Origin of the sequence: Kitasatospora sp. MAP5-34, assembly GCF_029894335.1 — a bacterium.
In the GTDB taxonomy this organism is placed as follows: Bacteria; Actinomycetota; Actinomycetes; order Streptomycetales; family Streptomycetaceae; genus Kitasatospora.
In genome coordinates this window covers 23305-43124 of the sequence record NZ_JARXZC010000042.1, presented here as the reverse complement: position 1 = coordinate 43124, position 19820 = coordinate 23305, and the positions used below count along the sequence as shown (strand labels likewise).

Genomic DNA, 19820 nt, shown 5'->3' with positions numbered 1-19820 from the left:
CGGGTCAGCGCGCGGCGGCCGGGGAGCGCTCGGCCAGTGCCTCGAGTTCGGTGACCAGGTCGGCCGGGGTGGGGCGCTCGAACATCCGCTCACGCAGCAGGCGGGCGGCGCGGCCGGGCGCGCCGGAGTCCAGCAGGCGGCGGGCGTCCTCGCGCAGCTGCCCGGGGGTGGCCTCGTCGCGGCTGAGCACCTCGCCGGCGCCGACCGCCAGGACCCGGGCCGAGTGCCCGGCGTGGTCGGGCAGTTGGGGGACGAGCAGGAGCGGCAGGCCCGCGTGCAGGGCGGTCAGCACGGTGCCCGCGCCGCCGTGCGAGACGACCAGGTCGGCGCCCGGGAGCAGCAGGTTGAGGGGGACGTCCACGACGGTCTTGATGTCGTCGGGCAGGTCGGTGAGCAGCGGTTGCTGGGCGGCGGAGACGGCGAGGACGACTTCGGTGTCGGGGCCGGTCAGGGCGGCGGCGGCCTGGGGGGCGAAGAAGTGGGCGGTGGAGAGTTTGGCCAGGGTGTGGCCCCAGGTGACGACCACGCGGCTGCGGCCCGGTGCGGGTGGGGCGAGCGGTGGGGCGGGGGCGGCGCCGGGTCCGTTGAAGGGGACGTAGCGTACGGGCAGGCGCGGGTAGTCGACCGGGAGTTGGAAGCCGTCGGGGCAGGGGTCGATGGTGACGGCGCCGAAGGGGTCGAACGCGGCGGCGCCGTTGCGTTCGGCGAGCGGGGCGAGGACGGCGGGCAGCATGGCGCGGGCGCGTACCAGCAGGTCGGTGCCGTAGAGGTGGCGTACGGCGGGGATGCCGGCGGCGGCGGCGGCGATCGGGCCGGCCAGGGCGGTGGGCTCGTAGACCACCAGGTCGGCGTGCCAGTCGCGGGCGAGTTCGGTGAGGTCGTCGACCATGGAGTCGGCGTGGGCGTAGAACATCCGCATGGCCCTGGGGCCCTTGCCCTCGGGGCCGGCCGGGACGACCGGGGCGGGGACGGCGGTGGACGGCAGCAGGTAGCCGCGGACCAGTGCGGCGGCGTCGACGTCGTGTCCGACGGCGGCGGCCGGCAGGCCGGTGCGGACGGTCTCGTCGAGGATCCCGGGCTGGCTTGCGATCAGCACCTCGTGCCCGGCGGCCCGGCAGGCCCACGCCAGCGGCACCAGCGAGTACAGGTGCGAGGGCCACGCCCACGTCGTGAACAGTATCCGCATGGAACGGCCCCACCCTCCTGGGAGACTGACGGTCCGTCCACCCCGGGCCGGCGGGGCCCGCCGCGCCCGGCGCGCGGATGGGGGTGGAACGGCTGAGCGAAAGTTCTCCCACCCGGCTAGCGGACCGGTCGTGGCGGGCTCGAACGGGCCCGGGGGGAGCCCGCCGGGCCCGGCCCGCGGCCGGGTCCGGTGCCCGTCCGGTGCTCGTCCGGTGCCTGTCCGGGTCCAGTGCGCGTCCAGGGATCCGCGAGACGCCCGCGCGAGCGTGGCGGCGGACTGTCCGCAGCAGGAGCAGGAGTGGGAGAAGCAGATGGATCAGGGACTGGTCGGCAAACGCGTGCTCGTCACCGGTGGTACCCGTGGCATCGGGCGGGCCACCGTGCTCGCCTTCGCGCGGGCCGGGGCGCAGGTGGTGGTGTGTTCGCGCGGTGCCGGTGCGGACGGTGCGGGCGCGGACGGCGGTGGCGCGGACGCCGGGACGCTCGCCCGGGAGCTGAAGGAGACCGGCGAGGGGCACCGGCTGGTCCAGGCGGACGTCACGACGTCGGCGGGTGTCGCGGTGCTGGCCGCCCGGGTGCGCGAGGCGGTGGGCGGGCTCGACGCGGTGGTCAACAACGTGGGGGTGGACGGCCAGGTCTGGTTCGCGGACCTGGCCGAGGACGAGTGGCACCGGGTGATGGACCACAACGTCACCTCGGCGTACCTGGTCACCCAGGCGGTGCTGCCGCTGCTCGCCGACGGCGCGTCCGTCGTGAACGTCGGCTCGTCGGTGGCGTTGCGCGGGCGGGTGCGCGGGGTGCACTACACCGCGTCCAAGGCCGCGCTGATCGGGCTAACCCGGGCGCTGTCGAAGGAGCTCGGGCCGCGCGGCATCCGGGTCAACACCGTCGCGCCGGGCCTGACGGAGACCGAGCCGGGGGCCGGGCTGCCGCCCGAGGCGGTGGAGCGGATCGTCGGGATGACCGCGCTGGGGCGGATCTGCCAGCCCGAGGACGTGGCCGGCGCGATCCTGTTCCTGGCCGGGGACACCTCCCGCTACGTCAGCGGCACGACCCTCAACGTGGACGGCGGCGTTTAGGCGCGCCGCCTCTCCCCCACCCCCGCCGCCACTCCCCCCGGGCCCGGTCTGCCTCCCGCAGGCCGGGCCCGGGTGCAGCGGGCGGGCAACGACCAGGGCTCCAGCGGGGAACGCGGTTGGAACGGCGCACGGCCCGGCGGGCTTCTTCCCCGGCCGGTCGCAACCTCGCGGCCGGTCGCGCGTCGTAGGGGGCAAGGGGCGCGCACCCGCGTCCCGGCAGCTTCTGGCCTGCCACGGCCCGCACCCGCGAAGGAACCAAGGATGGCAACGATGTCAGCCACATGCCGAGCTTTCCCCCGCCGACTCGCCGCTGCGGGAGCCCTGTTGCTGAGTGCGGCCACGGCGGCGGTGCTGCTGCCGGCTGCGGCCCTCGCCGCGGAACCGGATTCCGTCACCACGCATTCCGGCGCCACGACCGAACAGGAGCGCAGCCAGGTCGACGCCTACTGGACCGCCGCACGGATGAAGCTGGCGGGCGCCCTGGTCCCCGAGGTCACCCCCGTGCCCCAGGACGACAACACGCCTGACGATCCGCGTCCGCTTCCTGCGGGCACGCTGGATCCCGGGGCCGTCTGGACGCACGGCGGCGCGGTGGACAGGAGCGTCGGCCGTCTCTTCTTCACCTTCTCCGACGGCTACGACGGCAGTTGCACCGCGACGGTCGTCAACAGCGCGAACCGCAGCACCCTCATCACGGCGGCGCACTGCCTGAGGGCCGTCGGGGCTCCCGCCACCGACGCCACGTGGAACCACAACCTCTACTTCGTGCCCGGCTACCGCAACGGAACGAAGCCGCTCGGCGGCTTCAGCGTCAGGAACATGGCCACCTCCTCCCGCTGGGACACCGATCCTGCCAGGACGACCTCGGCCGATGTCGCCGTCGCGGGCTACGACACGGGGATCCTCGTGGCCAACCCCTCGGCCGGGGGACGGCGGATCGCGGACGTCACGGGAAGCCAGCGGATCGCGTTCACCGAGCCCGCCGGGGACGAGTTCATCCACACCTTCGGGTACCCGAAGGACCGGCTGAACAACCCCGGTGCCAAATACGCCGGATCACGCATGATCCACTGCGCCGGGCCGGCCCGGCCCGGCCCCAAGGCGCCCCTCCTGTGGGGCGAGTCCTGCGACATGGGGCACGGGGCGAGCGGCGGCCCCCACCTCGCACGGTTCGACACCCGGACCGGCGTCGGCACCGTCGTCGGCGTCACCACCACCACCGACGAACTCGCGGGCGGGCAGGCCGGTACGCTCTACGCCACCCGTCTTGGTGACAGCGCCCACCGCCTCTACGACTGGGCGCAGACCCGCCCGGCCTGACCCCGTGTCCGGCCCCTGCCCCGGCCCGCGCCTCCTGGCGGCCGGGCAGGGTTCGGTGAGATCGGCCGGCCCTCGCCGGGACTGGATACTCGCGGAATGTGCGGGTACGGGTGCGTACCCGTACCCCGCTGGGGACTGGAAGGAGCACCCGATGGCCGACGCCAACATCCGCATCCCCGCCGAGGCTCGCGACCGCCTGGCCGAGATCGCCGCCGCCGAGCACCTGTCGCTGCGCGCCTACCTCACCCGCCTCGCCGACAACCTGCTCACCCCCGCCGAACGGGCCGAGCGCGCCGAGCAGGCCCGGGCGGCGCTCGCCGACTGGAACGGCTACGACCCCGACGCCGCGCGCACCGAGCAGCTGGACGCCGAACTCGACCGGCGCCTGGCCGAGGCCGGCGGCGGCCGGTGACCGGGCTGCACGTCGTCCTGGACGACACCGCGATGGTCGCCGCCGGACGCGGCAACCTCCTCGCCTCCCGCCTCATCCACCGCGCCCACGCCGAACCCGGCTGGTACCTCTACGCCCCCGCCTGCGCCCTGGTGGAGGCCGACCGCGCCCGCCCCGGCACCGCCGAACACCTCGCCGCCCTCCCCGCAGTCACCGTCCTCGAGCTGGACCTGCCGGCCGCCCTGGCGCTCGCCACCGAGAGCACCTGGGCCGAGGCCCACACCCGCTACGCCGCCGCCCCGACCCCGGAGCGCCCGGACGGCGCGGTCGTCGCCACCGTCGACCCGGGCCGCTGGAAGGGCCGGCCGGTCCGCGTCATCGACCTCACGCCCTGACCTGACCGCCGTACACGTCGGCCGGCGCCCGTGTTGAGCAGTTCCTTGTCTTGACATCCTCACCGGCCTGAAGGGTTGGTGATTCCCTCCACGCCGCGCGCGGATGGCGCGGCATCCGGGTGGGTTCCTGCTTCACCGCGCGGTGCCGGGACGAGTCCCGGTCCTACCCGCGCTCCACAGGCTGAGACCGCAAGTCCTGCGGCCTTGGCGATGTTCCGGGCGGCGTTGACGTCCCGGTCATGGACGGTCCCGCAGTCCCCGCACGTCCACTCCCGGACACTCAGGGGCTTGGGGCCGTCCTTGGTCCCGCAGTGCGAGCAGACCTGGCTGGTCGGCTCGAACCGTCCGATCCGGATGAACTCGCGTCCGTGGCGGCCGGCCTTGCACTCCAGCATGTTCACGAACGCGGACCGTCCGGCGTCGTGCACCGACTTGGCCAGGCGGGTCCGGGCAAGTCCCCTGACCGCCGACGTCTCCACCGCGAGCGCTTGGTTCTCGCGCACGAGAGAGGTGGAGAGCTGGTGGTGGAACTCGCGCCGGGCGTCGGCCACGCGGGACTGGGCCCGGGCGACCTTGATCCGTTGCTTCTCGCGGTTGCTGCTGCCCTTGGCCTTGCGGGACAGGGCCCGCTGGGCGCGCCTTGAGTTTCTTCTCGGCGCGGCGCAGGAACCTCGGCGAGTCGATCTTCCGGCCGTCGGACAGGACCGCGAAGCGGGTCAGCCCGGGGTCGATGCCCACCGCCGCGTCCGTGGGCGGCAGCAGGTCGGGGGCGGTCTCCACGACGAACGACGCGAAGTACCTTCCGGCGGCGTCCTTGACCACGGTCACCGTGGACGGGACGGACGGCAGCGCGCGGGACCAGCGGACCGGCACCGGGCCGATCTTCGGCAGGTTCAGCTTCCCGCCGGGCGTGACCGACTAGCGGGCGTTCGCGGTGAACCGCACCGCCTGCCGGTTGTCCCGCTTGGACGTGAACCGGGGCGGCGCCATCTTCGGGCCCTTGCGGGTGCCCCTGAGACTCCCAGCTCCCGTCACTCAATCATTGCGTGTCCCAGGTCAGCTGCCGCGCCCGGGTGTCCCCGGCCGGTCGGACGCGACCAGTCCGGCAGCACGTTCGGGGTCGCCGTCCGCCCGCGCGAGCAGCGCCTCGACGTCGTAGCCCGGCGATCCGGGGTCGGCGCCGAGGCGAAGGGACAGGCCGGGGTCGAAGCGTTCCATGGACACGCAGGCGCGCAGTTCGGGGCGGAGCCGGTCGAGCGCGCACAGCAGGGCCCAGGCGGCGGCGTCGAAGCGGGCCCGGCGCACCGGGTCGCAGGCGTTGACGGCCTCGGCCACCCAGGCGCCGCCCGGCTCGTACTCCAGCAGGGCCGGCAGCAGTTCGGGGCTGCCGATGATCTGCGCCGCCTGGAACGTGAGGACGTGCGCGCCGCCGGGGTCGCCGAGCAGCTGCGCCAGCAGCGGGACGGCGCGCCGGTCGCGGCGCCGGGCGAGTCCGCGGATGCCCTCCTCGCGGGCGTCCGCGTTCTCGTCGTCCACCCGGTCCCAGAGGGCGGCCCGGATCGCGGGGCTGTCGGCCTCGGCCTGGAAGCCCAGGGTGAACGTCGCCCAGTTGCGGACCTCCGGGTCCCGGTCGCGGGTCAGCGTGACGAGGGTGCGGATGTCCGGCCCGTCCGCCAGGCCGGTGGCGACCCCCGCGAAGGAGCCGGCCACCCGCCGGCGGACCTCGGCGTCGGGGTGCCCGGCGAGGGCGACGAGCACGGGGACCGCGCGCCGGTCGTACGTCATCTCGATCGCGCCCGCCAGCGACCACAGCACGCAGCCCTCACTCTCCCGCTCCGCCAACGTGACCAGCGCGGCCGCCGCCTCGGCGCGGACCTCCGCGTTCCGGTCGCTCGCGTGGCCCAGCAGGTCACAGCCCGCCGCGCGCTCGGCCGGGTCGTGCGAACCGAGCAGCTCCAGGCCGAGCCGCAGCGCCCCCGGCCCGTCGGCCGCCGCCCGCCGCAGCAGGGCCCCGTACTCGTCCCGGTCATCGCTCCCCCGGGCGACGCGTACCGCCGCCAGGGCCTGCCCGACCAGTTCCGCCACCGTGCCCGCTTCCGTGCCCGCTTCCATCCGCGCAGTCTGGCGCACGAACCGCGCATACGCGCGGGAGTTACCGCCGGCCCGGCCCGCTCCGGCATCCAGCGCGTCAGCGGCTGCCCGCGGGCCGGGCTTCTCACCCCCCGGCACCTCGCCGTTCCCTCGACTCCCGTTTCTTTCAAGTGAGTTCCGCCCAGACTGCTTGCGCGTCCGGCCGGTAGTGGTGGCCGTAGCGGCCCGCGCGGGCGAGGACTTTCAGTACCGTCAGCTGCGCATCGCCGTGCAAGCCCTGCGGCAGGGACGCCTGGACGCGGTAGCGGCCGCCGCCGCGCCGGGTGATCCGCGCCCGGGTGCCGGTGGCCAGGGCGAGGGCGAGGCTGAACACCCGGGCGTTCCAGGCGCCGGCCACCATCCGCCGCACGGGCGAGTCCGGCCCGTGGACACACCGCCCGACCGCCCGGGCCGCCCGCAGCCGCGCGGCCAGCAGCCGCCCCGCACTCACCGCGCACCCCCGGCCGACGGGCCCACCAGAAACCACACCGCCTTGCCGACCCCGCCCTCGCGCGGGCACACCCCCCACGCCGCCGCCAGCGCCCGCACCAGCACCAACCCCCGCCCGCACTCGTCGTCCCCGCCCGCCGGACGCACCACCGGCCGGACACCGCTCGCGTCGTGCACCTCGACCCGCAACTGCCCGGGCGCGAACTCGAGCCGCACCCGGATCAACCGGCCGGGCGGCGTACGCGCATGCACCACGGCGTTGCTTACAAGCTCGCTGAGTAGCAACTCACCTACCTCCGCGAACAGTTCACCGCCCGCCATGTCGGCGAGGAAGTCCCGCAGGAGCCTTCGGGCAGCGCCCGCCGACTTGCGGTGGCGCGGCAGCCAGCAGGCGTGTTCACCCGCCACGGCGGGCGGTCTGTCGAGCGTTTCGGGCATGGCGGAGCAACCTCCGGGCACGGTCGGCTGGACGTGACCCGGGCCGGCGAGCGGCCCCGGCGACAGCCGGAAGCAGGCATGGGGATGCCCGGTGACGAGCCGTCATAATCACGTTGTGTCGTGGAACGGTCTACTCCCCGTAGCATGCTCCTGATTCAATGCGACTTGCAAGCAGAACAGTTGCAACTGTGCAGATTGGATCCTCCTGGCCTCGACACTCCGTCAGGGGGCAGACTGGGCGGGTCAAGGGAGGAACGAGCATGCCCGACGAACCGAGGCCGACCGTACGCGGCCGTCGTCTTGGCTCAGAGCTTCGCCGACTGCGCGAGTCGGCGGGCAAGAGCACCGAGGACGCCGCCACAGTTCTCAAGTGCTCCCGCGCGAAGATCAGCCGCATAGAGACCGGCGTGTCGGGCATCCGACGGCTGGACCTCGGCATCCTGCTGGATCTCTACGGCATCATGGGACCGAAGGACAGAGACGCCCTTGAAGCGCTGGCACGGGACAGCAAGAAGCGCGGCTGGTGGCACGACTACGGAGACACCGTCCCGCCCGCCTACGCCGACTTCCTTGGCCTCGAAGGGGACGCCCGATACGTCCGCACATGGCAACCCCTGGTACTGCCCGGCCTGCTGCAGACCGAGGACTACGCCCGCGCCCTCCTGGAGGCGAACCCGGCCGCCGTCCGCCCGGAACGCATCGACCAACTGGTCAAGATCCGGATGGAACGGAAGGAAGTCCTCTCCAAGCCGGACCCGGCACGCTTCTGGGCGATCATCTGGGAACCGGCGCTCAGGTGCGCAGTCGGCGGCAAGGACGTGCGCCGGGCACAGCTCGAACACCTCACCCAGGCCGCGCAACTCCCCAATGTCACGCTTCAGGTCGTACCGCTCGACGTCGGCGCGACCGCCGGGGCATGCGGAGCGTTCGTGATGTTCGGCTTCACGGACTCCCCGGCCCCCGGGGTGGTGTTCCTGGAGACGCTGACGAGCAGCCACTACCTGGAGCAGGAGGCGGAGCTGGACGGCTACGGACTCGTCTTCGAGTATCTGCGGTCATCGGCCCTCAATCCCACGCAGTCGCTCGATATGATCTCCGCCATCGCGGCGGAGCCGTGAGTACAGATCAGAAATGAGGTGTGAGCGCATGACCATGTCGGAGATCGCCGCTCGGGGTTGGTACAAGAGCAGCTACAGCGCCCAGGCGAACGACTGCGTCGAGACCGGGCACATCGTCGCCGGAGGGATGGCCGTCCGCGACTCGAAGAACCCGGACGGCCCCACGCTCGTCTTCCCCGCCGGCACATGGTCAGCCTTCGTGGCCAGGGTACGCGCCGGGGACTTCCCCGCCGACTGCTGACCGGCCCCGGCCCTCGACACACGGGTCAAGCAAGAGCTCTAGCCAGCATCATCGTTGAGAGGTCGCGCATGCTTACCCAGGATCTTGACAACGCCGCTTGGCGCAAGAGCAAGTTCAGCGGCGCACAAGGGAACTGCATCGAGGTGGCCGACGGCTTCCCCGGCGTGATGCCGGTCCGCGACTCCAAGGACCCGGGCGGCCCCGCGCTGGTCTTCCCCGCCGATGCATGGTCAGCCTTCGTGGCGGGGGTGCGCGCCGGGGACTTCCTCGCCGACTGCTGACCCGACCCCCGCCCCGACAGCCCCCGCGCCGCGCGGGGGCTGTGGCATGTTCTGGGCCAACTGCCTGCGGCAGCCGGGCCAGGCAGGATCTGCGATCGGCAACAGGCAGACTCCCCTTGGCCAACTCTCTCGGTCGAAAGCTGATCTGCACGAGTCCCGTTGCGTCGTTCACTCCCCCGGACAGGCAGGTCACGGCCGTAGCTCAGCGGCGCCGGCCTGAAAGTCGTTGCCGTGGCACCGCCGAAGCGCCGAGAATCGGGCGGTGAACGAGACTTCGCGCGCCGACTTCACCGTCAAGCCCACCCTCACCGGCTCCGGGGTGCGGCTGCGTCCCTTCGAGCCGGCCGATGTGGCGGCGCTGGCCCCCGTCTTCGTGGACCGCGAGCTGCTGCGCCTGATCGGCAGCGCGAACAGCTCCGACGCTCCGCTGCGGCCCCAGGTCCCCGAGCGCTCCGAACAGTTCCGCCAGTGGCGCAACGCCCAGCCCGACCGTCTCGACCTCGCCGTCGTCGACCTGGCCACCGGGGCGTGCGTCGGCGAGGTCGTCCTCAACGAGTGGAACGCGGCCAACCGGAGCTGCAACTTCCGTATCCTGCTGCTCGCTTCGGGCCAGGACCGGGGCCTTGGCACCGAAGCCACCCGCCTGATCCTCGCCCACGGCTTCGAACAACTGGGCCTGCACCGCATCGCGTTGGAGGTGTATGCCTTCAACCCCCGCGCCCGACGCGTCTACGAGAAGCTCGGCTTCGTTGCCGAGGGCACCCTGCGGGACGTCCTGCACTACGACGGCCAGTGGGTCGACGCCACCGTCATGTCCGTCCTCGCCCCCGACTGGGCCCGCCACCAGGGCCGCCCCTGACCCGCCCGGCGCCCCGCACCGGCCGGGAACGCCCGCTGCCCTGCCGGTCGGGCCCGGCGGGGCAGCGGTCCACATCCGGCGCCTCGGGGGCGTCAGTAACCGTTCTCGAGCGACCCGGTCAGTCGAAGAGTCCGTCACACCCGGCGCGTCCACCAGGGGAGATCCTGCGACGCGGAGGGGTTGGGCAGGCTGCGGGCCCGGAAGTCCTCGTCCAGTGGCTCGATCAGACGTCCGAGAGCGCGGGCGGCCGGGGCCGGGAGCACGGCGAGGACTTCGTCCAGGAGTCCTCGGCTGCTGCGGCCGCAGCAAGCGCAGGGGTGGAAGTGACGTTGGGCGGGGTCGCGGGAGGAGCTTGTCCATCCGGACAGGGCTTCCGCCACGGCTCCGGGCCACAGACCGGCGCCCGCCCAGTTCGCGGCCGTCCGTAGCTCGACCTGGGCGATCTCCTGCTGCACAGCGGCCGGGAGGCCGGGAACGTGCGGCACGGACCTCCAGTGCGGCCGATGGCTGGCAAGCAGCCGCAGGTCGTGGGGCCGCTTGTGCGGCATGTGCTTCTTTTTTCGCGGGACGGGCAGGGTGATTGCACGTCAGGCTACCGAACCGGCCGGCTTCGGGCCGGCCGAGAGGTGGTCGAAGAGGTGCCGCGTCCGGCCCTGTCAGCCGGCTGCGGGGGCCGGGGCGGGGAGGTCGTGCACGATGTCGGTGACCGTCATCGTGCCCGCCGTGCGCAGCGGTTGGAGGCGGCGGCGGTATTCGACGTGTTCGGGGCTGGTTTCGAAGGCGCGGAAGGCGGCTTCGTCGGACCAGTCGGTGAGGACGTAGTAGACGTGGGTGCCGCCGGGTTCGGTGGCGCGGGTGAGGGCCTGGCCCCGGTTGGCGGGGCGGGTGGCGATGAGCTTGCCGATCTCCAGCCAGACCGCTTCGAACTCGGTTTCCCTGCCGGGGGTGATGTCCATCCGCAGGATCACCCGGACCGGTCGGTGGTGCTCGGTCATGGTCGTCCGCCTCTCTGGCTGCCGTGGTTTCGCCGGCCGGCGGTGGTGGCCGGGCCGGCGGGGTCAGGGTGGCGCCGGGCGCTCGAATCCGGCTCGATGGGGCGGGACTTGAGTGGTGCGCGATGTGCGGGGGTCATCCTGCGGGCCCTGTCCCGCCTGTGAAGGAGAAGCGGATGGCTGAGCGGCCGATTGTTCCGGTGCTGATCGTCGGAGGCAGCCTCGTGGGGTTGTCGACCGCGCTTTTCCTGGCCCGCCAGGGGGTGCCCTGTGTGGTGGTGGAGCAGCGCCCGGGTATTTCGGGTCATCCAAGGACCCGGGGGGTCAACCCGCGTTCGATGGAGCTGCTGCGTTCGGCGGGTCTGGAGGAGCGGTTGCGGGCGCTGCCGTCGGCGCGGTTGCTGGCCCGTAACAGCGGGGTGCGGCTGGCGCAGTCGCTGGCCGGGCCGGAGCTGGGGTCGTTCCGGGAGGAGTACTACCGGGAGGTGCGTTCGGACCTGGGTGACCTGTCGCCGGCCGATTGGTGCCTGTGCCACCAGAACGAGTTGGAGGCGGTGCTGCTGGGCGCGGCCCGGCAGGCGGGCGCGGTGGTGCGGTTCGGTACCGAGTTCGTGTCGTTGGAGCAGGACGCGGCGGCGGGTGCGGTGACGGCGGTGGTGCGTGAGGTGCGCGGCGGGCGTCGGCGGCGGATCCGGGCGCGGTATCTGGTGGGTGCGGACGGGGCGCGCAGTGCGGTGCGCGGGCAGGTGGATGTGCCGTTCCTGGGGACGGGGCAGCTGGGGCGGTTCCTGGCGATCCATTTCCGGGCGGACCTGCGCGAGCAGCTGGGTGCGCGGCGGTTCGTGATGTGTTACACGTTCAACTCGGGGGTGCGGGGGGCGTTGATCCCGTTGGACAACGCGTGTGAGTGGCGGTTGGACGTGATCCTGGATCCGACGTCGCCGGATGATCTGCCGGGGATGTTCACGGTGGGGCGGTGTGTGGAGCTGGTGCGGGCGGCGGCGGGGGTGCCGGGGCTCGGGGTGGAGGTGCTGGGGACGGTGCCGTGGGAGGCGGCGGCGAAGGTGGCCGGCGGGTTCCGGGCGGGGCGGGTGTTCCTGGCGGGTGACGCGGCGCATGTGATGCCGCCCAGTGGTGCGTTCGGGTCCAATGCCGGGGTGCAGGACGCTCACAATCTGGCGTGGAAGCTGGCGGCGGTGCTGGCCGGGCAGGGTGGTCCGGCGCTGCTGGACAGTTATGACGCGGAGCGGCGGCCGGTGTGTTCGGCGACGGTGCGTCAGGCGGTGCTGCGTCAGCAGGACCGGCCGCGTGCGGGCGGCCGGGAGGCGCGGCGGGGGCTGCCGCCGGGGATCGTGGACGACGCGGCGTTGTGGTTCGGGTGGCGGTACCGTTCGGCGGTGCTGGCCGGTGACCTTGACGACGTACCGGACGACGCGGTGGACGAGTCGGCGGGCGGCGGGCCCGGGGTGTGGACGACGGAGCCGCTGGGGTTGCCGGGGACCCGGGCGCCGCATGTGTGGCTGCGGCGGGGGGCGGGTGACTGTTCGACGCTGGACCTGTTCGGTTCGGGTCCGGTGCTGCTGACGGGGTCGGTGCCGGGCGGGTGGCCCGGGGCGGCGGCGGGGCTGGCGGCCGAGTGGGGGGTGCCGCTGCGGGTGCACGGTATCGGCGGTGGTGGTGAGTTGGCGGATCCGGCGGGGACGTGGGCGAAGGCGTACGGGGTGACGGACGCGGGTGCGGTGCTGGTGCGCCCGGACGGGGTGGTGGCGTGGCGTTCGGCGGCGGCGCCGGAGGACGCCGGGGGGGCGTTGCGGCAGGCGCTGGGCCTGATGTTCGCGCGCTGAAGCGGGCCTGCCCGTGCTGTCCGGGCGCGGCCGGGCCGGGCGCGCCGGGGCCGGCGCCGTCGGGGCCGAGTGGTGCGGTCGCCTCAAAGGGGTTCTCTGTCAGGATTTCGCCGGACCTCGTCCGGGCGGCGGTCTACCCTACGAACAGGCCGCCCGCTGCGGGCGTTTGAGGAGGAGTCCTGTGTCATCGCCCTGTGACCCCGAATACGCTTCCGTCGGCGATGTGGGCGCGGCGCTCATGGTGATCGACTCCCGGCTCAGAGCCGTCTACGACGGCAGGACCGAGACGGACCTTGAACAGCGGCAGATGGCCGACCAGTTGGCCGCGTCCTTGGACGCTACGGGGGCCGACGCGCTGCTGGACGGCGCGTGCACGGTCATCTACATGTTCATGACGTGGCTGCGGAAGGCCTGTGAGCACCACGACGAGGACGTCATCGAGTACGTGGTGCCCACCCTGGTGGCCACGATGCGCATGATGCCCAAGACCTTCCGTCCCGAGGTCATCCCCACCATGGCCGGCCTGCTCGTCGCCGCAGGCACCGGCCTGAGCCCCAATCTGTGGCGCGCGCAGTACGGTTACTGGACCAGGGCCGAGATGAATCCGCTGGAGGCCACGGCCGTCCTGCTCGCGGATCAGATCAACCGGATGTCCGGCGGCGACCACGACTTCGCCACCCGCCTGATCACCGACGCCCTGTCCGTGGCGGACCAGGGCTGAGGCGCGGCGTCTGTGCCTACACTGGGCGGCATGGCATGCCGCATCAGTGAACTGGTCATCGAATGCGCCGACCCCGGCCGGCTCGCCGCGTTCTGGAGCGGGGTCCTCGGCTACGCCGAACTCGGCCGGGAGGACGACGGGAGCATCGAGATCGGGCCGCCCGACGCCGGCTTCGGCGGCCCGCAGCCCACCCTCGTCCTCAGCCCCGGCAGCGCCCCGAAAACCGGGAAGCTGCGGCTGCACATCGACGTCAACGCCACCGACCGCGACCAGGACGCCGAACTGGAGCGGCTGCTCGCCCTGGGCGCCCGGCCCGTCGACGTCGGCCAGACCGGCGCCGAGAGCTGGCACGTCCTGGCCGACCCGGAGGGCAACGAATTCTGCCTCCTGCACACCCGGCTCCAGCCCCTGTGACCGCCCGCGTCCCGGTGCGTGGCGCTGTCCGCGGGAAGCCACGGCGGTTGCCCACCGGCCCGGGAGGCGGTCGGGGCAGGGGCCCGGTCGGACAGTTGACGGCTTCGGACGGCACCGGGGCAGCGGACCGATCCCGGCAGGCCGGCCGGCCGGGTCCGGGCCGGGAGGAGCAGGCCGGCGCCTTCCCCGACCCCGCCCGGCGGGGCGGCCACGCCCGGACCTCCCCGGCGGGCCGGTGACCGGGCCCGTGGGCGACCTCACCGGCTTCGCGGCGCTGGACCCGTTCTTCCGCATCGTCCGGGAGGGCCTGGCGGGCCTGGTCGACGGCGGGCACTTCTTCGACCTCCTGGCGGAGGACGTGGTCGTCGAGTACGTGGTCTCCGCCCCCGGCTACCCGCGCCGCGTCCAGGGGCGCCGCGCGGTCGCCGACCTGTACCGGGGCTACGGCGACGCCATGGTCCTGCACAGTGCGGACGGGCTCGCCGTCCACCACGACCCCGCGACGTCCGTCGTCGTGCTGGAGTACGCCGTGCACGGGCGGGCGGTCCGCACCGGACGCGCCTACGACAACCACTTCGTCTCCGTCATCACCGTCAAGGACCGCAGCGTGACGCACTGGCGGGACTACCTGGACCCGGTCGCCGTCTTCCAGGCTCTCGGGTGGCCGGCCGAGCCCCGCTAGCGCAGTTCACCGGCACGTCAACTCCGGCCATGTACAAGGGTGTACGGCCGGTCCTAGGCTGAGTGTCCACGGATGACTGCCGACTCGGGGGAGCGAGCATGCCGGAGGAACCGGAGCAGGACCGGACGTTGCCCGGGCAGTCGGTGGCGGCGGAGGAGGGCGCGAGCCTGCAGGCGTTACTGGCCGTCCGCCGTCTCCCGCCCGAGGCCGGGCTCGTGGTGCTGCGCGACTCACTGCTCGGTCTGGCCGCCGCCCACGAGCAGGGTGTGGTGCACGGGAGTTACCGGCCGAGCGACGTCCTGGTGGACCTCACCGGGCACTGCCAGGTGCTCGACACCGGCCGCCCGGCCGCTGCGCCGGCGGCCTGGTGTTCCTGGAGTGCCTGACCGGTCCTCGGTCCGCCCCCGCGGGCGGCCTTCCCGCCGCAGCACCGCCAGAGGACCTGCCCGAGCCGGTACGCCGGGTGGTGGCACGCGCCACGGCCGGGGCGCCGGAGGACCGGTACCCCGATGTCCGGTCCTTCCTGGCGGAGTTGGAGGCGGCCGCCACCGAGGTCTACGGCCCGCAGTGGCAGGAGCGGGGCGGGCGCCTCCTCGCCGACGCGGCCGGGGCGACGGCCGGCGCCCATCCGCTGCCGGGCCCCGGCCGGGCCGGGTCCGGGCCGTGGTGGCGGCGTCGGCGGGGCCGGCTCGCGGTGGCGGGTGCCGTCGGCCTGGCCGTCCTGGCCGTCGCTCTGGTGCTGCTGCTGGACGGGGGCGGCCCGAAGCAGGAGGTACGCGAGCCCTTCACCCAGGCGGTGGCCGCGCTCGCCCGGACGCCGGGGGTGCGGTACCAGGACCACGACCAGTTCACCGGCTACTACGACGTCACCGTGACCGCCACCGCCGAGCGGTTCGGCTCCGTGGGCGAGACCGCGGACTTCTCGGACAAGGTGGACGAGGACCTGGTGACGGTCGCCGGGCACGACTACCTCAGCTACCGCAACGACACCGCGCTCAAGGGCTGGACCTACGACCCGGGCAACGACGAGAAGAACATGGCCTCGATGCTCAGCACCTATGTGACGCCCGCGAAGCTGGCCGCGACGCTGAGTTCGGCCCTCGGCCGGCAGCCCCGCCTCCCGGTGGTCGGCGACAAGGCCGCCGCCGTCACCGTGGACGGGCAGCCGGCCTGGCGGGCCGACACCGTCCAGGGTTACCTGTACGTCACGAAGAACGCCCCCTACCGGGTACTCCGCTGGGAACCGCCGAACCTGGACACGTCGACGGCCTGGCTGCACGCGATGGTGAAGAACCATTCGAGCCAGCAGCCGAGGTCGCTGGAGGCGCGCACGCCGCTCACCAACTCGCTCGGCATCACCCTCACCCCGGTCACCGACGCCGCCGGGCTGTACGGCAAGGTCGTGCAGTACACCAAGGAGCTCACCACCGCCACGACCGGCAGCTCGGTCCAGATCCTCCAGCAGAACGACGGTGCGACCAACGTCGCCTGCAGCCACACGGGCTGCCTGGTCAACGTCGCCTTCTCCGGTCCCGTCTACAACGCCTCCTCGGCGGCCTACGTGCTGGACAAGGTGTACATCGAAATGACGGTGGGCTCCATCACCACCGGCGGCCGGGAGGTCGGCGGGTGCACCAGCGGCCTGCAGCCCTACCAGCTGACCGGCACGAGCCTGAGCGGGACGCTCAGCTGCGACAACCCCGCGGGCGGTCCGCTCTTCGACCAGGCCGCCGCCGAGAACCAGGCCAGGGCGGACGCCTTGGGCAGCTCCCGATTCTCGGACTACACGGACGCGCCGCAACTCGTCGTCCACCCCCTCAGCCCCACCGACGTCGACCAGTTGGCCGCCAAGGAGCAGCATGAACTCCAGTCCCTGGGATGAGCACCTGCCGGAGCCGCCGGTCGCGGACCTGCGGGACGCCATCGTCACCGCGGTGATCGCCCGGCTCGCCCCGGCGGAGCTGCCGTTGGCCCAGTCGCTGCACGGGCTGGACCCCGCGACGGCGCTGGAGCGCCTCAGCTCCCGGCCCACCCGGGGCGAGCCGCTGGGCTTCGGGCTGGAGGAGGTCGGCGTCCTGCTGACTCCGGCCGTCTGGATCGTCGTGGACGAGGCCGTCCGGCGGGTCGTCGACACGGCGGTGGAGCGGGCGGGCCGGTCCGGGCTCGCCCGGCGCGGGTTCTTCCGCCGCCGCCGGACTCCGGTACCCGTCGCCGTGCCCGCCCTCACCCCCGAGCAGTTGGCCTCCGTCGAGCAGTGCGTGCTGGAGGCGGCGCGGCAGGCCCGCCTGTCCCCCGAGCGGGGCGAGCGGATCGCCGACGGCGTGGTGCGCCGGCTCGTGCTCCTGCCGCAGGCCCTGGAAGGGCCCGAGCGGAGCGCCGAGGGCGAGGGGTGACCGGACTGCGCGGCAGGGGCAGCCGATGACCGGGCGGCGGGGGCAGCCGATGACCGGGCGGCACGGCGGGGGCAGCCGATGAGCGGCCGCAGTGCCCGGCTCCTGCTCCCTGGGCCGGGGGCGGGGACGACCCGGCGTTTCGTCCTGCTGGCCGGGGTGTTCACGGCCGGTTCGCTGGCCATGCTCTCGGACTTGCTGCTGCTGGTGACCGACCCGCGCAACACCAGCGGGGGCTGTGCGCTGGCGGCCGGCGCCGATCCGGACCACACCAGCCTGGCCAATTACCTGCCGCTGAGCGTTCCGGCCTACCGCCGGTGCGTCGACACGAACGTGGGCCCGTGGAAGCTGTTGGGGCTGCCGCTGCTGGGCACCGCCGGGGTGCTGGCCCTCGCGGTCCTGGTCCACCTGCTCATCCCGCGCTGGAAGCAGCACCGCACCCAGGCCGTCCCGCTCGACCAGGCCGGGCTGACCGAGTGGCTGACCGCACTGGCCACCCGCTGCGGGCTCCCCAGGACACCCGCCTTCGTGGTGGACCGGGCGGCGCCGTTCAGCGCGAACGCCGTCGCCCTCGGACGGTTCGGACGGTACAGCCTCCGGCTGGACCTGGGCCTGGTGACGCTGTACCGGACGGACCGCCGGGCCTTCGAGGCGACGCTGCTCCACGAGTACGCCCACCTGCGCAACCGGGACGTCGACCTGACCTACCTGACCATCGCGCTCTGGCGCGTGTTCCTGGCCTGCGTGGTCCTGCCCTTCGTCGTGGCCGTCGGGTGGCAGCTGCTGCCCGCCGTCCTCGCGCCGACCTTCCACACGCCCCCGCCGGCGCCGCTGGCCCGGGATCTGGCCCTGGCGGCGGCCATGGTGCTGCTGATGCAGCTCACCACCGCCGAGCTGCTGCGGGCCCTCGAGATCCACGCCGATCTCGACGCCGTCGCGCACGGCGCCGACCCGGGCTACTGGACGCGGCAGCAGCGCCGCCGGACGGCCGAGCGCCGCCGGGGCCCGGTGGCGGCGGCGGGCCGGGCGGCGGGGGCGCTGCTGCGCACCCACCCGTCCTGGGAGGCGCGGGTCGCCGCGCTGGCCGACGCCTGCGCGCCGGTCGCGGTCCGACCGCCCCAGCTGGTGCTGACCGGGGTGTCGGTCACCGTCCTGGGCTACCTGCTCACCTTCACCCCCGGTCTGAACACCTACCTGCCGGCCTGGCTGGGCAACCCCGGGGTCTGGCCGGCGGCGGTGCTGGCCGCCGTCGTGGCGGCCGGCGCCGTCCAACGCAGCGTGGTCCACGCCCCGCCGGGGGCCGCCCGGCCGTCCGGTCTGCGCGCGGGGCTCTGGTTCGGGGCCGGGCACCTGCTGGGCGAGCTGGTCTGCAGCCAGTTCCTCGGGCTCGACTGGGCACCCCGCTTCCCCGAGGCGTTCCTGCTCCTGCTGCCGGTGCTGGTGCCCGCCGCCGTGCTCTGGTGGACGGCGGGCTGCGCGGCGCTCTGCGCCGGGCAGCGGCCCGGGCCGCGGCGGTCGGTGGCCGGGGCGGCCACCGTCTGCGTCGCCGCTGCGTCCTTCGCCTGGTGGTACGGCTGGTGGCAGGCGGCCGGGACCTCCTTCGCCGCCGGGATGCCGTACTCCTCCGCCACCGCCCTCTCGTTCCTGAACGCCGGGTTCGAGCCCTCGCAGCAGCTGGCACCCTCGACCACCTCGTACGTCATCGCCAACCTCACGCTGATCGTCGTCGTCCTGGCCCTCTTCCGGTGGACCGTCTGGCTGACCGTCGCGCTGTGGCTCGTCCCGCTGGCCATCCCGCTGCTCGGCGGGGTGCGCGCCCGGGCGACCGGTGTCCTGCCCGGTCTGCTGTGCGGCGCGGCCGTCGGCGCCGGGGCCCTGGTCCTGACGCACCGGGCCCAGGTGTGGATCCGGCGGGACGAGCAGCCGTTCGTCCCGGCCCTGACGGTCTACACCGGCTGGCTCTTCGTACTGCTGCTCTGCGGTGCGGTCCTCGCGGGGGCGGCCGGGGCGCTGCTGGGCCGGGGCAGCGGTGCGGCGGCGGCCGCCGGCGCGGGCACGGCGACGGCCGTCGGCCTGACCGTCCTGCTCGCCGTGAACGCGACCGACGGCTGTGTGCCCGCGCTGGAAACGGTACGGGCCTCCTGCGGCTTCCCTACCGGGAACGGCCGGCAGCTGCTCACCTTCTACCTTCCCCAGTTCCTTGCCGTGGCGGGGATGGCGAGCATCGTGGCGGCGCTCCCGTTCGCCGCCGCTGCACGGCTGCGCCGGCGGGCCCCTGTCACTGCCCGTTGCCCCGAGGCCGAGCCGAGCTCCAAGTACCGTGCGGTACACCGCACTTGCTGCGCTGTCGGCTGCCTTGCCCTGCTCGGACTCGGCGTGGTCGGCTACACCACGCCCGGAGGCACCGGGTCCGGCCCGGCCGGATCCGGCCCGGACCCGACCGTCACCGCGCTGCAGCGCAGACCGGTGGACAGCCTGACGGCAGGTCTGCAGGTCTGGGCCTGGGGCTACTTCGGGGGGCTCAGCATCATGGGGCAGTACGAGGACGCCCTCGCCGCCGCCGACCGCAGCGTCGGCCCGGACGGCAACGTGGACGCTGCGGCGCTGCGGCGCGCCTGCACGGACCTCCTCGATGCGGCCGGCCGGGCCGGCGCCTACTTCCCCGTCCCGGTCGCCTCGGAGCAGGCCGCCTGGACGGCCGCCCTGGCCAACACCCGCACCCAGGCACGACACTGCCTCGACGCCCCACCCCCGGCCGGCCCGGCGGAGACGGACCGGTTCTTCACCGCCCTCGACCCGCAGCCGGACCCGGTGGCCGCCGTCATCGACCACTTGCTCAGCCTCTCCGGACCGACCCAGCAACTCCTGCTGCCCTCGACTGGGTAACGGC

The 19820-nt window shown here is 73.7% G+C and carries 22 protein-coding genes and 1 pseudogene; 16 read left to right on the top strand and 7 right to left on the bottom strand.

What is annotated here, in order from left to right:
* Positions 1 to 4 precede the first annotated feature (4 nt).
* Positions 5 to 1186, bottom strand: a complete 1182-nt coding sequence (locus P3T29_RS27325) for a nucleotide disphospho-sugar-binding domain-containing protein (RefSeq protein ID WP_280719316.1) — start codon at positions 1184 to 1186, stop codon at positions 5 to 7.
* A gap of 310 nt (positions 1187 to 1496) precedes the next feature.
* On the opposite strand from P3T29_RS27325, the gene P3T29_RS27320 reads away from it, so the two are divergent.
* From P3T29_RS27320 to P3T29_RS27305, 4 genes are all read left to right on the top strand, one after another.
* Entirely contained in the window at positions 1497 to 2264 is a 768-nt protein-coding gene (locus P3T29_RS27320) for an SDR family oxidoreductase (protein WP_280719315.1), read from the top strand.
* A 270-nt stretch (positions 2265 to 2534) separates the two neighbouring features.
* Positions 2535 to 3584 (top strand): hypothetical protein, encoded by a 1050-nt coding sequence (locus tag P3T29_RS27315; RefSeq protein WP_280719314.1) that lies wholly within the window; start codon positions 2535 to 2537, stop codon positions 3582 to 3584.
* Positions 3585 to 3735: 151 nt separating this feature from the next.
* A complete protein-coding gene (locus tag P3T29_RS27310) occupies positions 3736 to 3996 on the top strand; it encodes a hypothetical protein (RefSeq protein ID WP_280719313.1) in 261 nt (86 codons plus the stop codon).
* 5 nt (positions 3997 to 4001) lie between these two features.
* Complete coding sequence (locus P3T29_RS27305) at positions 4002 to 4370, top strand: hypothetical protein (protein ID WP_280719348.1); 369 nt, start codon at positions 4002 to 4004, stop codon at positions 4368 to 4370.
* Positions 4371 to 4429: 59 nt separating this feature from the next.
* Here the strand turns inward: P3T29_RS27305 and P3T29_RS27300 are convergent.
* The 4 genes and pseudogenes from P3T29_RS27300 to P3T29_RS27285 form a co-directional block, all read right to left on the bottom strand.
* Positions 4430 to 5387, bottom strand: a pseudogene (locus P3T29_RS27300) (RNA-guided endonuclease TnpB family protein); the annotation flags it as partial.
* 39 nt (positions 5388 to 5426) lie between these two features.
* The gene (locus P3T29_RS27295) at positions 5427 to 6482 is read right to left on the bottom strand and encodes a HEAT repeat domain-containing protein (protein WP_280719312.1); all 1056 of its coding nucleotides are present in this window, start codon (positions 6480 to 6482) and stop codon (positions 5427 to 5429) included.
* 145 nt (positions 6483 to 6627) lie between these two features.
* A complete protein-coding gene (locus tag P3T29_RS27290; RefSeq protein ID WP_280719311.1) occupies positions 6628 to 6951 on the bottom strand; it encodes a hypothetical protein in 324 nt (107 codons plus the stop codon).
* Entirely contained in the window at positions 6948 to 7388 is a 441-nt protein-coding gene (locus P3T29_RS27285) for an ATP-binding protein (protein WP_280719310.1), read from the bottom strand. The genes P3T29_RS27290 and P3T29_RS27285 overlap by 4 nt, the downstream gene beginning before the upstream one ends.
* Before the next feature lie 260 nt (positions 7389 to 7648).
* On the opposite strand from P3T29_RS27285, the gene P3T29_RS27280 reads away from it, so the two are divergent.
* The 4 genes from P3T29_RS27280 (at position 7649) to P3T29_RS27265 (ending at position 9887) form a co-directional block, all read left to right on the top strand.
* Positions 7649 to 8506 carry a helix-turn-helix transcriptional regulator gene (locus P3T29_RS27280; RefSeq protein WP_280719309.1) on the top strand — a complete coding sequence of 286 codons (858 nt, stop codon included), beginning with the start codon at positions 7649 to 7651 and terminating at the stop codon, positions 8504 to 8506.
* Positions 8507 to 8534: 28 nt separating this feature from the next.
* Entirely contained in the window at positions 8535 to 8747 is a 213-nt protein-coding gene (locus tag P3T29_RS27275) for a DUF397 domain-containing protein (protein WP_280719308.1), read from the top strand.
* A 68-nt stretch (positions 8748 to 8815) separates the two neighbouring features.
* A complete protein-coding gene (locus tag P3T29_RS27270; RefSeq protein WP_280719307.1) occupies positions 8816 to 9028 on the top strand; it encodes a DUF397 domain-containing protein in 213 nt (70 codons plus the stop codon).
* A 262-nt stretch (positions 9029 to 9290) separates the two neighbouring features.
* Positions 9291 to 9887 carry a GNAT family protein gene (locus P3T29_RS27265; protein WP_280719306.1) on the top strand — a complete coding sequence of 199 codons (597 nt, stop codon included), beginning with the start codon at positions 9291 to 9293 and terminating at the stop codon, positions 9885 to 9887.
* 134 nt (positions 9888 to 10021) lie between these two features.
* Here the strand turns inward: P3T29_RS27265 and P3T29_RS27260 are convergent, their stop codons facing one another.
* Together P3T29_RS27260 and P3T29_RS27255 are read right to left on the bottom strand one after the other, a co-directional pair.
* Positions 10022 to 10372, bottom strand: coding sequence for a hypothetical protein (locus P3T29_RS27260; protein ID WP_280719305.1), 351 nt, complete (start codon positions 10370 to 10372; stop codon positions 10022 to 10024).
* A 171-nt stretch (positions 10373 to 10543) separates the two neighbouring features.
* Positions 10544 to 10882, bottom strand: a complete 339-nt coding sequence (locus P3T29_RS27255; protein WP_280719304.1) for an antibiotic biosynthesis monooxygenase — start codon at positions 10880 to 10882, stop codon at positions 10544 to 10546.
* Between the two features lie 173 nt (positions 10883 to 11055).
* Here P3T29_RS27255 and P3T29_RS27250 point away from each other — a divergent pair, with 173 nt between their 5' ends.
* From P3T29_RS27250 to P3T29_RS27215, 8 genes are all read left to right on the top strand, one after another.
* Positions 11056 to 12723 (top strand): FAD-dependent monooxygenase, encoded by a 1668-nt coding sequence (locus tag P3T29_RS27250; protein WP_280719303.1) that lies wholly within the window; start codon positions 11056 to 11058, stop codon positions 12721 to 12723.
* Positions 12724 to 12904: 181 nt separating this feature from the next.
* On the top strand, positions 12905 to 13444 hold the full coding sequence (locus P3T29_RS27245) for a hypothetical protein (RefSeq protein WP_280719302.1): 540 nt from the start codon (positions 12905 to 12907) through the stop codon (positions 13442 to 13444).
* Between the two features lie 30 nt (positions 13445 to 13474).
* The gene (locus tag P3T29_RS27240; protein ID WP_280719301.1) at positions 13475 to 13858 is read left to right on the top strand and encodes a VOC family protein; all 384 of its coding nucleotides are present in this window, start codon (positions 13475 to 13477) and stop codon (positions 13856 to 13858) included.
* A gap of 235 nt (positions 13859 to 14093) precedes the next feature.
* Complete coding sequence (locus P3T29_RS27235; RefSeq protein ID WP_280719300.1) at positions 14094 to 14540, top strand: nuclear transport factor 2 family protein; 447 nt, start codon at positions 14094 to 14096, stop codon at positions 14538 to 14540.
* Between the two features lie 98 nt (positions 14541 to 14638).
* Complete coding sequence (locus tag P3T29_RS27230) at positions 14639 to 14926, top strand: hypothetical protein (RefSeq protein WP_280719299.1); 288 nt, start codon at positions 14639 to 14641, stop codon at positions 14924 to 14926.
* A gap of 77 nt (positions 14927 to 15003) precedes the next feature.
* A complete protein-coding gene (locus P3T29_RS27225; RefSeq protein WP_280719298.1) occupies positions 15004 to 16422 on the top strand; it encodes a hypothetical protein in 1419 nt (472 codons plus the stop codon).
* Positions 16400 to 16933 carry a hypothetical protein gene (locus tag P3T29_RS27220; protein WP_280719297.1) on the top strand — a complete coding sequence of 178 codons (534 nt, stop codon included), beginning with the start codon at positions 16400 to 16402 and terminating at the stop codon, positions 16931 to 16933. The genes P3T29_RS27225 and P3T29_RS27220 overlap by 23 nt, the downstream gene beginning before the upstream one ends.
* Before the next feature lie 78 nt (positions 16934 to 17011).
* Positions 17012 to 19816 (top strand): M48 family metalloprotease, encoded by a 2805-nt coding sequence (locus P3T29_RS27215; RefSeq protein WP_280719296.1) that lies wholly within the window; start codon positions 17012 to 17014, stop codon positions 19814 to 19816.
* Positions 19817 to 19820: the final 4 nt, after the last annotated feature.

Excerpts from the sequence above, each read along its gene's own strand:
- P3T29_RS27325 (WP_280719316.1), bottom strand. The coding sequence starts at position 1,186 with ATGCGGATACTGTTCACGACGTGGGCGTGGCCCTCGCACCTGTACTCG.
- P3T29_RS27320 (WP_280719315.1), top strand. The coding sequence starts at position 1,497 with ATGGATCAGGGACTGGTCGGCAAACGCGTGCTCGTCACCGGTGGTACC.
- P3T29_RS27315 (WP_280719314.1), top strand. The coding sequence starts at position 2,535 with ATGTCAGCCACATGCCGAGCTTTCCCCCGCCGACTCGCCGCTGCGGGA.
- P3T29_RS27310 (WP_280719313.1), top strand. The coding sequence starts at position 3,736 with ATGGCCGACGCCAACATCCGCATCCCCGCCGAGGCTCGCGACCGCCTG.
- P3T29_RS27295 (WP_280719312.1), bottom strand. The coding sequence starts at position 6,482 with ATGGAAGCGGGCACGGAAGCGGGCACGGTGGCGGAACTGGTCGGGCAG.
- P3T29_RS27285 (WP_280719310.1), bottom strand. The coding sequence starts at position 7,388 with ATGCCCGAAACGCTCGACAGACCGCCCGCCGTGGCGGGTGAACACGCC.
- P3T29_RS27280 (WP_280719309.1), top strand. The coding sequence starts at position 7,649 with ATGCCCGACGAACCGAGGCCGACCGTACGCGGCCGTCGTCTTGGCTCA.
- P3T29_RS27275 (WP_280719308.1), top strand. The coding sequence starts at position 8,535 with ATGACCATGTCGGAGATCGCCGCTCGGGGTTGGTACAAGAGCAGCTAC.
- P3T29_RS27270 (WP_280719307.1), top strand. The coding sequence starts at position 8,816 with ATGCTTACCCAGGATCTTGACAACGCCGCTTGGCGCAAGAGCAAGTTC.
- P3T29_RS27255 (WP_280719304.1), bottom strand. The coding sequence starts at position 10,882 with ATGACCGAGCACCACCGACCGGTCCGGGTGATCCTGCGGATGGACATC.
- P3T29_RS27250 (WP_280719303.1), top strand. The coding sequence starts at position 11,056 with ATGGCTGAGCGGCCGATTGTTCCGGTGCTGATCGTCGGAGGCAGCCTC.
- P3T29_RS27240 (WP_280719301.1), top strand. The coding sequence starts at position 13,475 with ATGGCATGCCGCATCAGTGAACTGGTCATCGAATGCGCCGACCCCGGC.
- P3T29_RS27230 (WP_280719299.1), top strand. The coding sequence starts at position 14,639 with ATGCCGGAGGAACCGGAGCAGGACCGGACGTTGCCCGGGCAGTCGGTG.
- P3T29_RS27220 (WP_280719297.1), top strand. The coding sequence starts at position 16,400 with ATGAACTCCAGTCCCTGGGATGAGCACCTGCCGGAGCCGCCGGTCGCG.
- P3T29_RS27215 (WP_280719296.1), top strand. The coding sequence starts at position 17,012 with ATGAGCGGCCGCAGTGCCCGGCTCCTGCTCCCTGGGCCGGGGGCGGGG.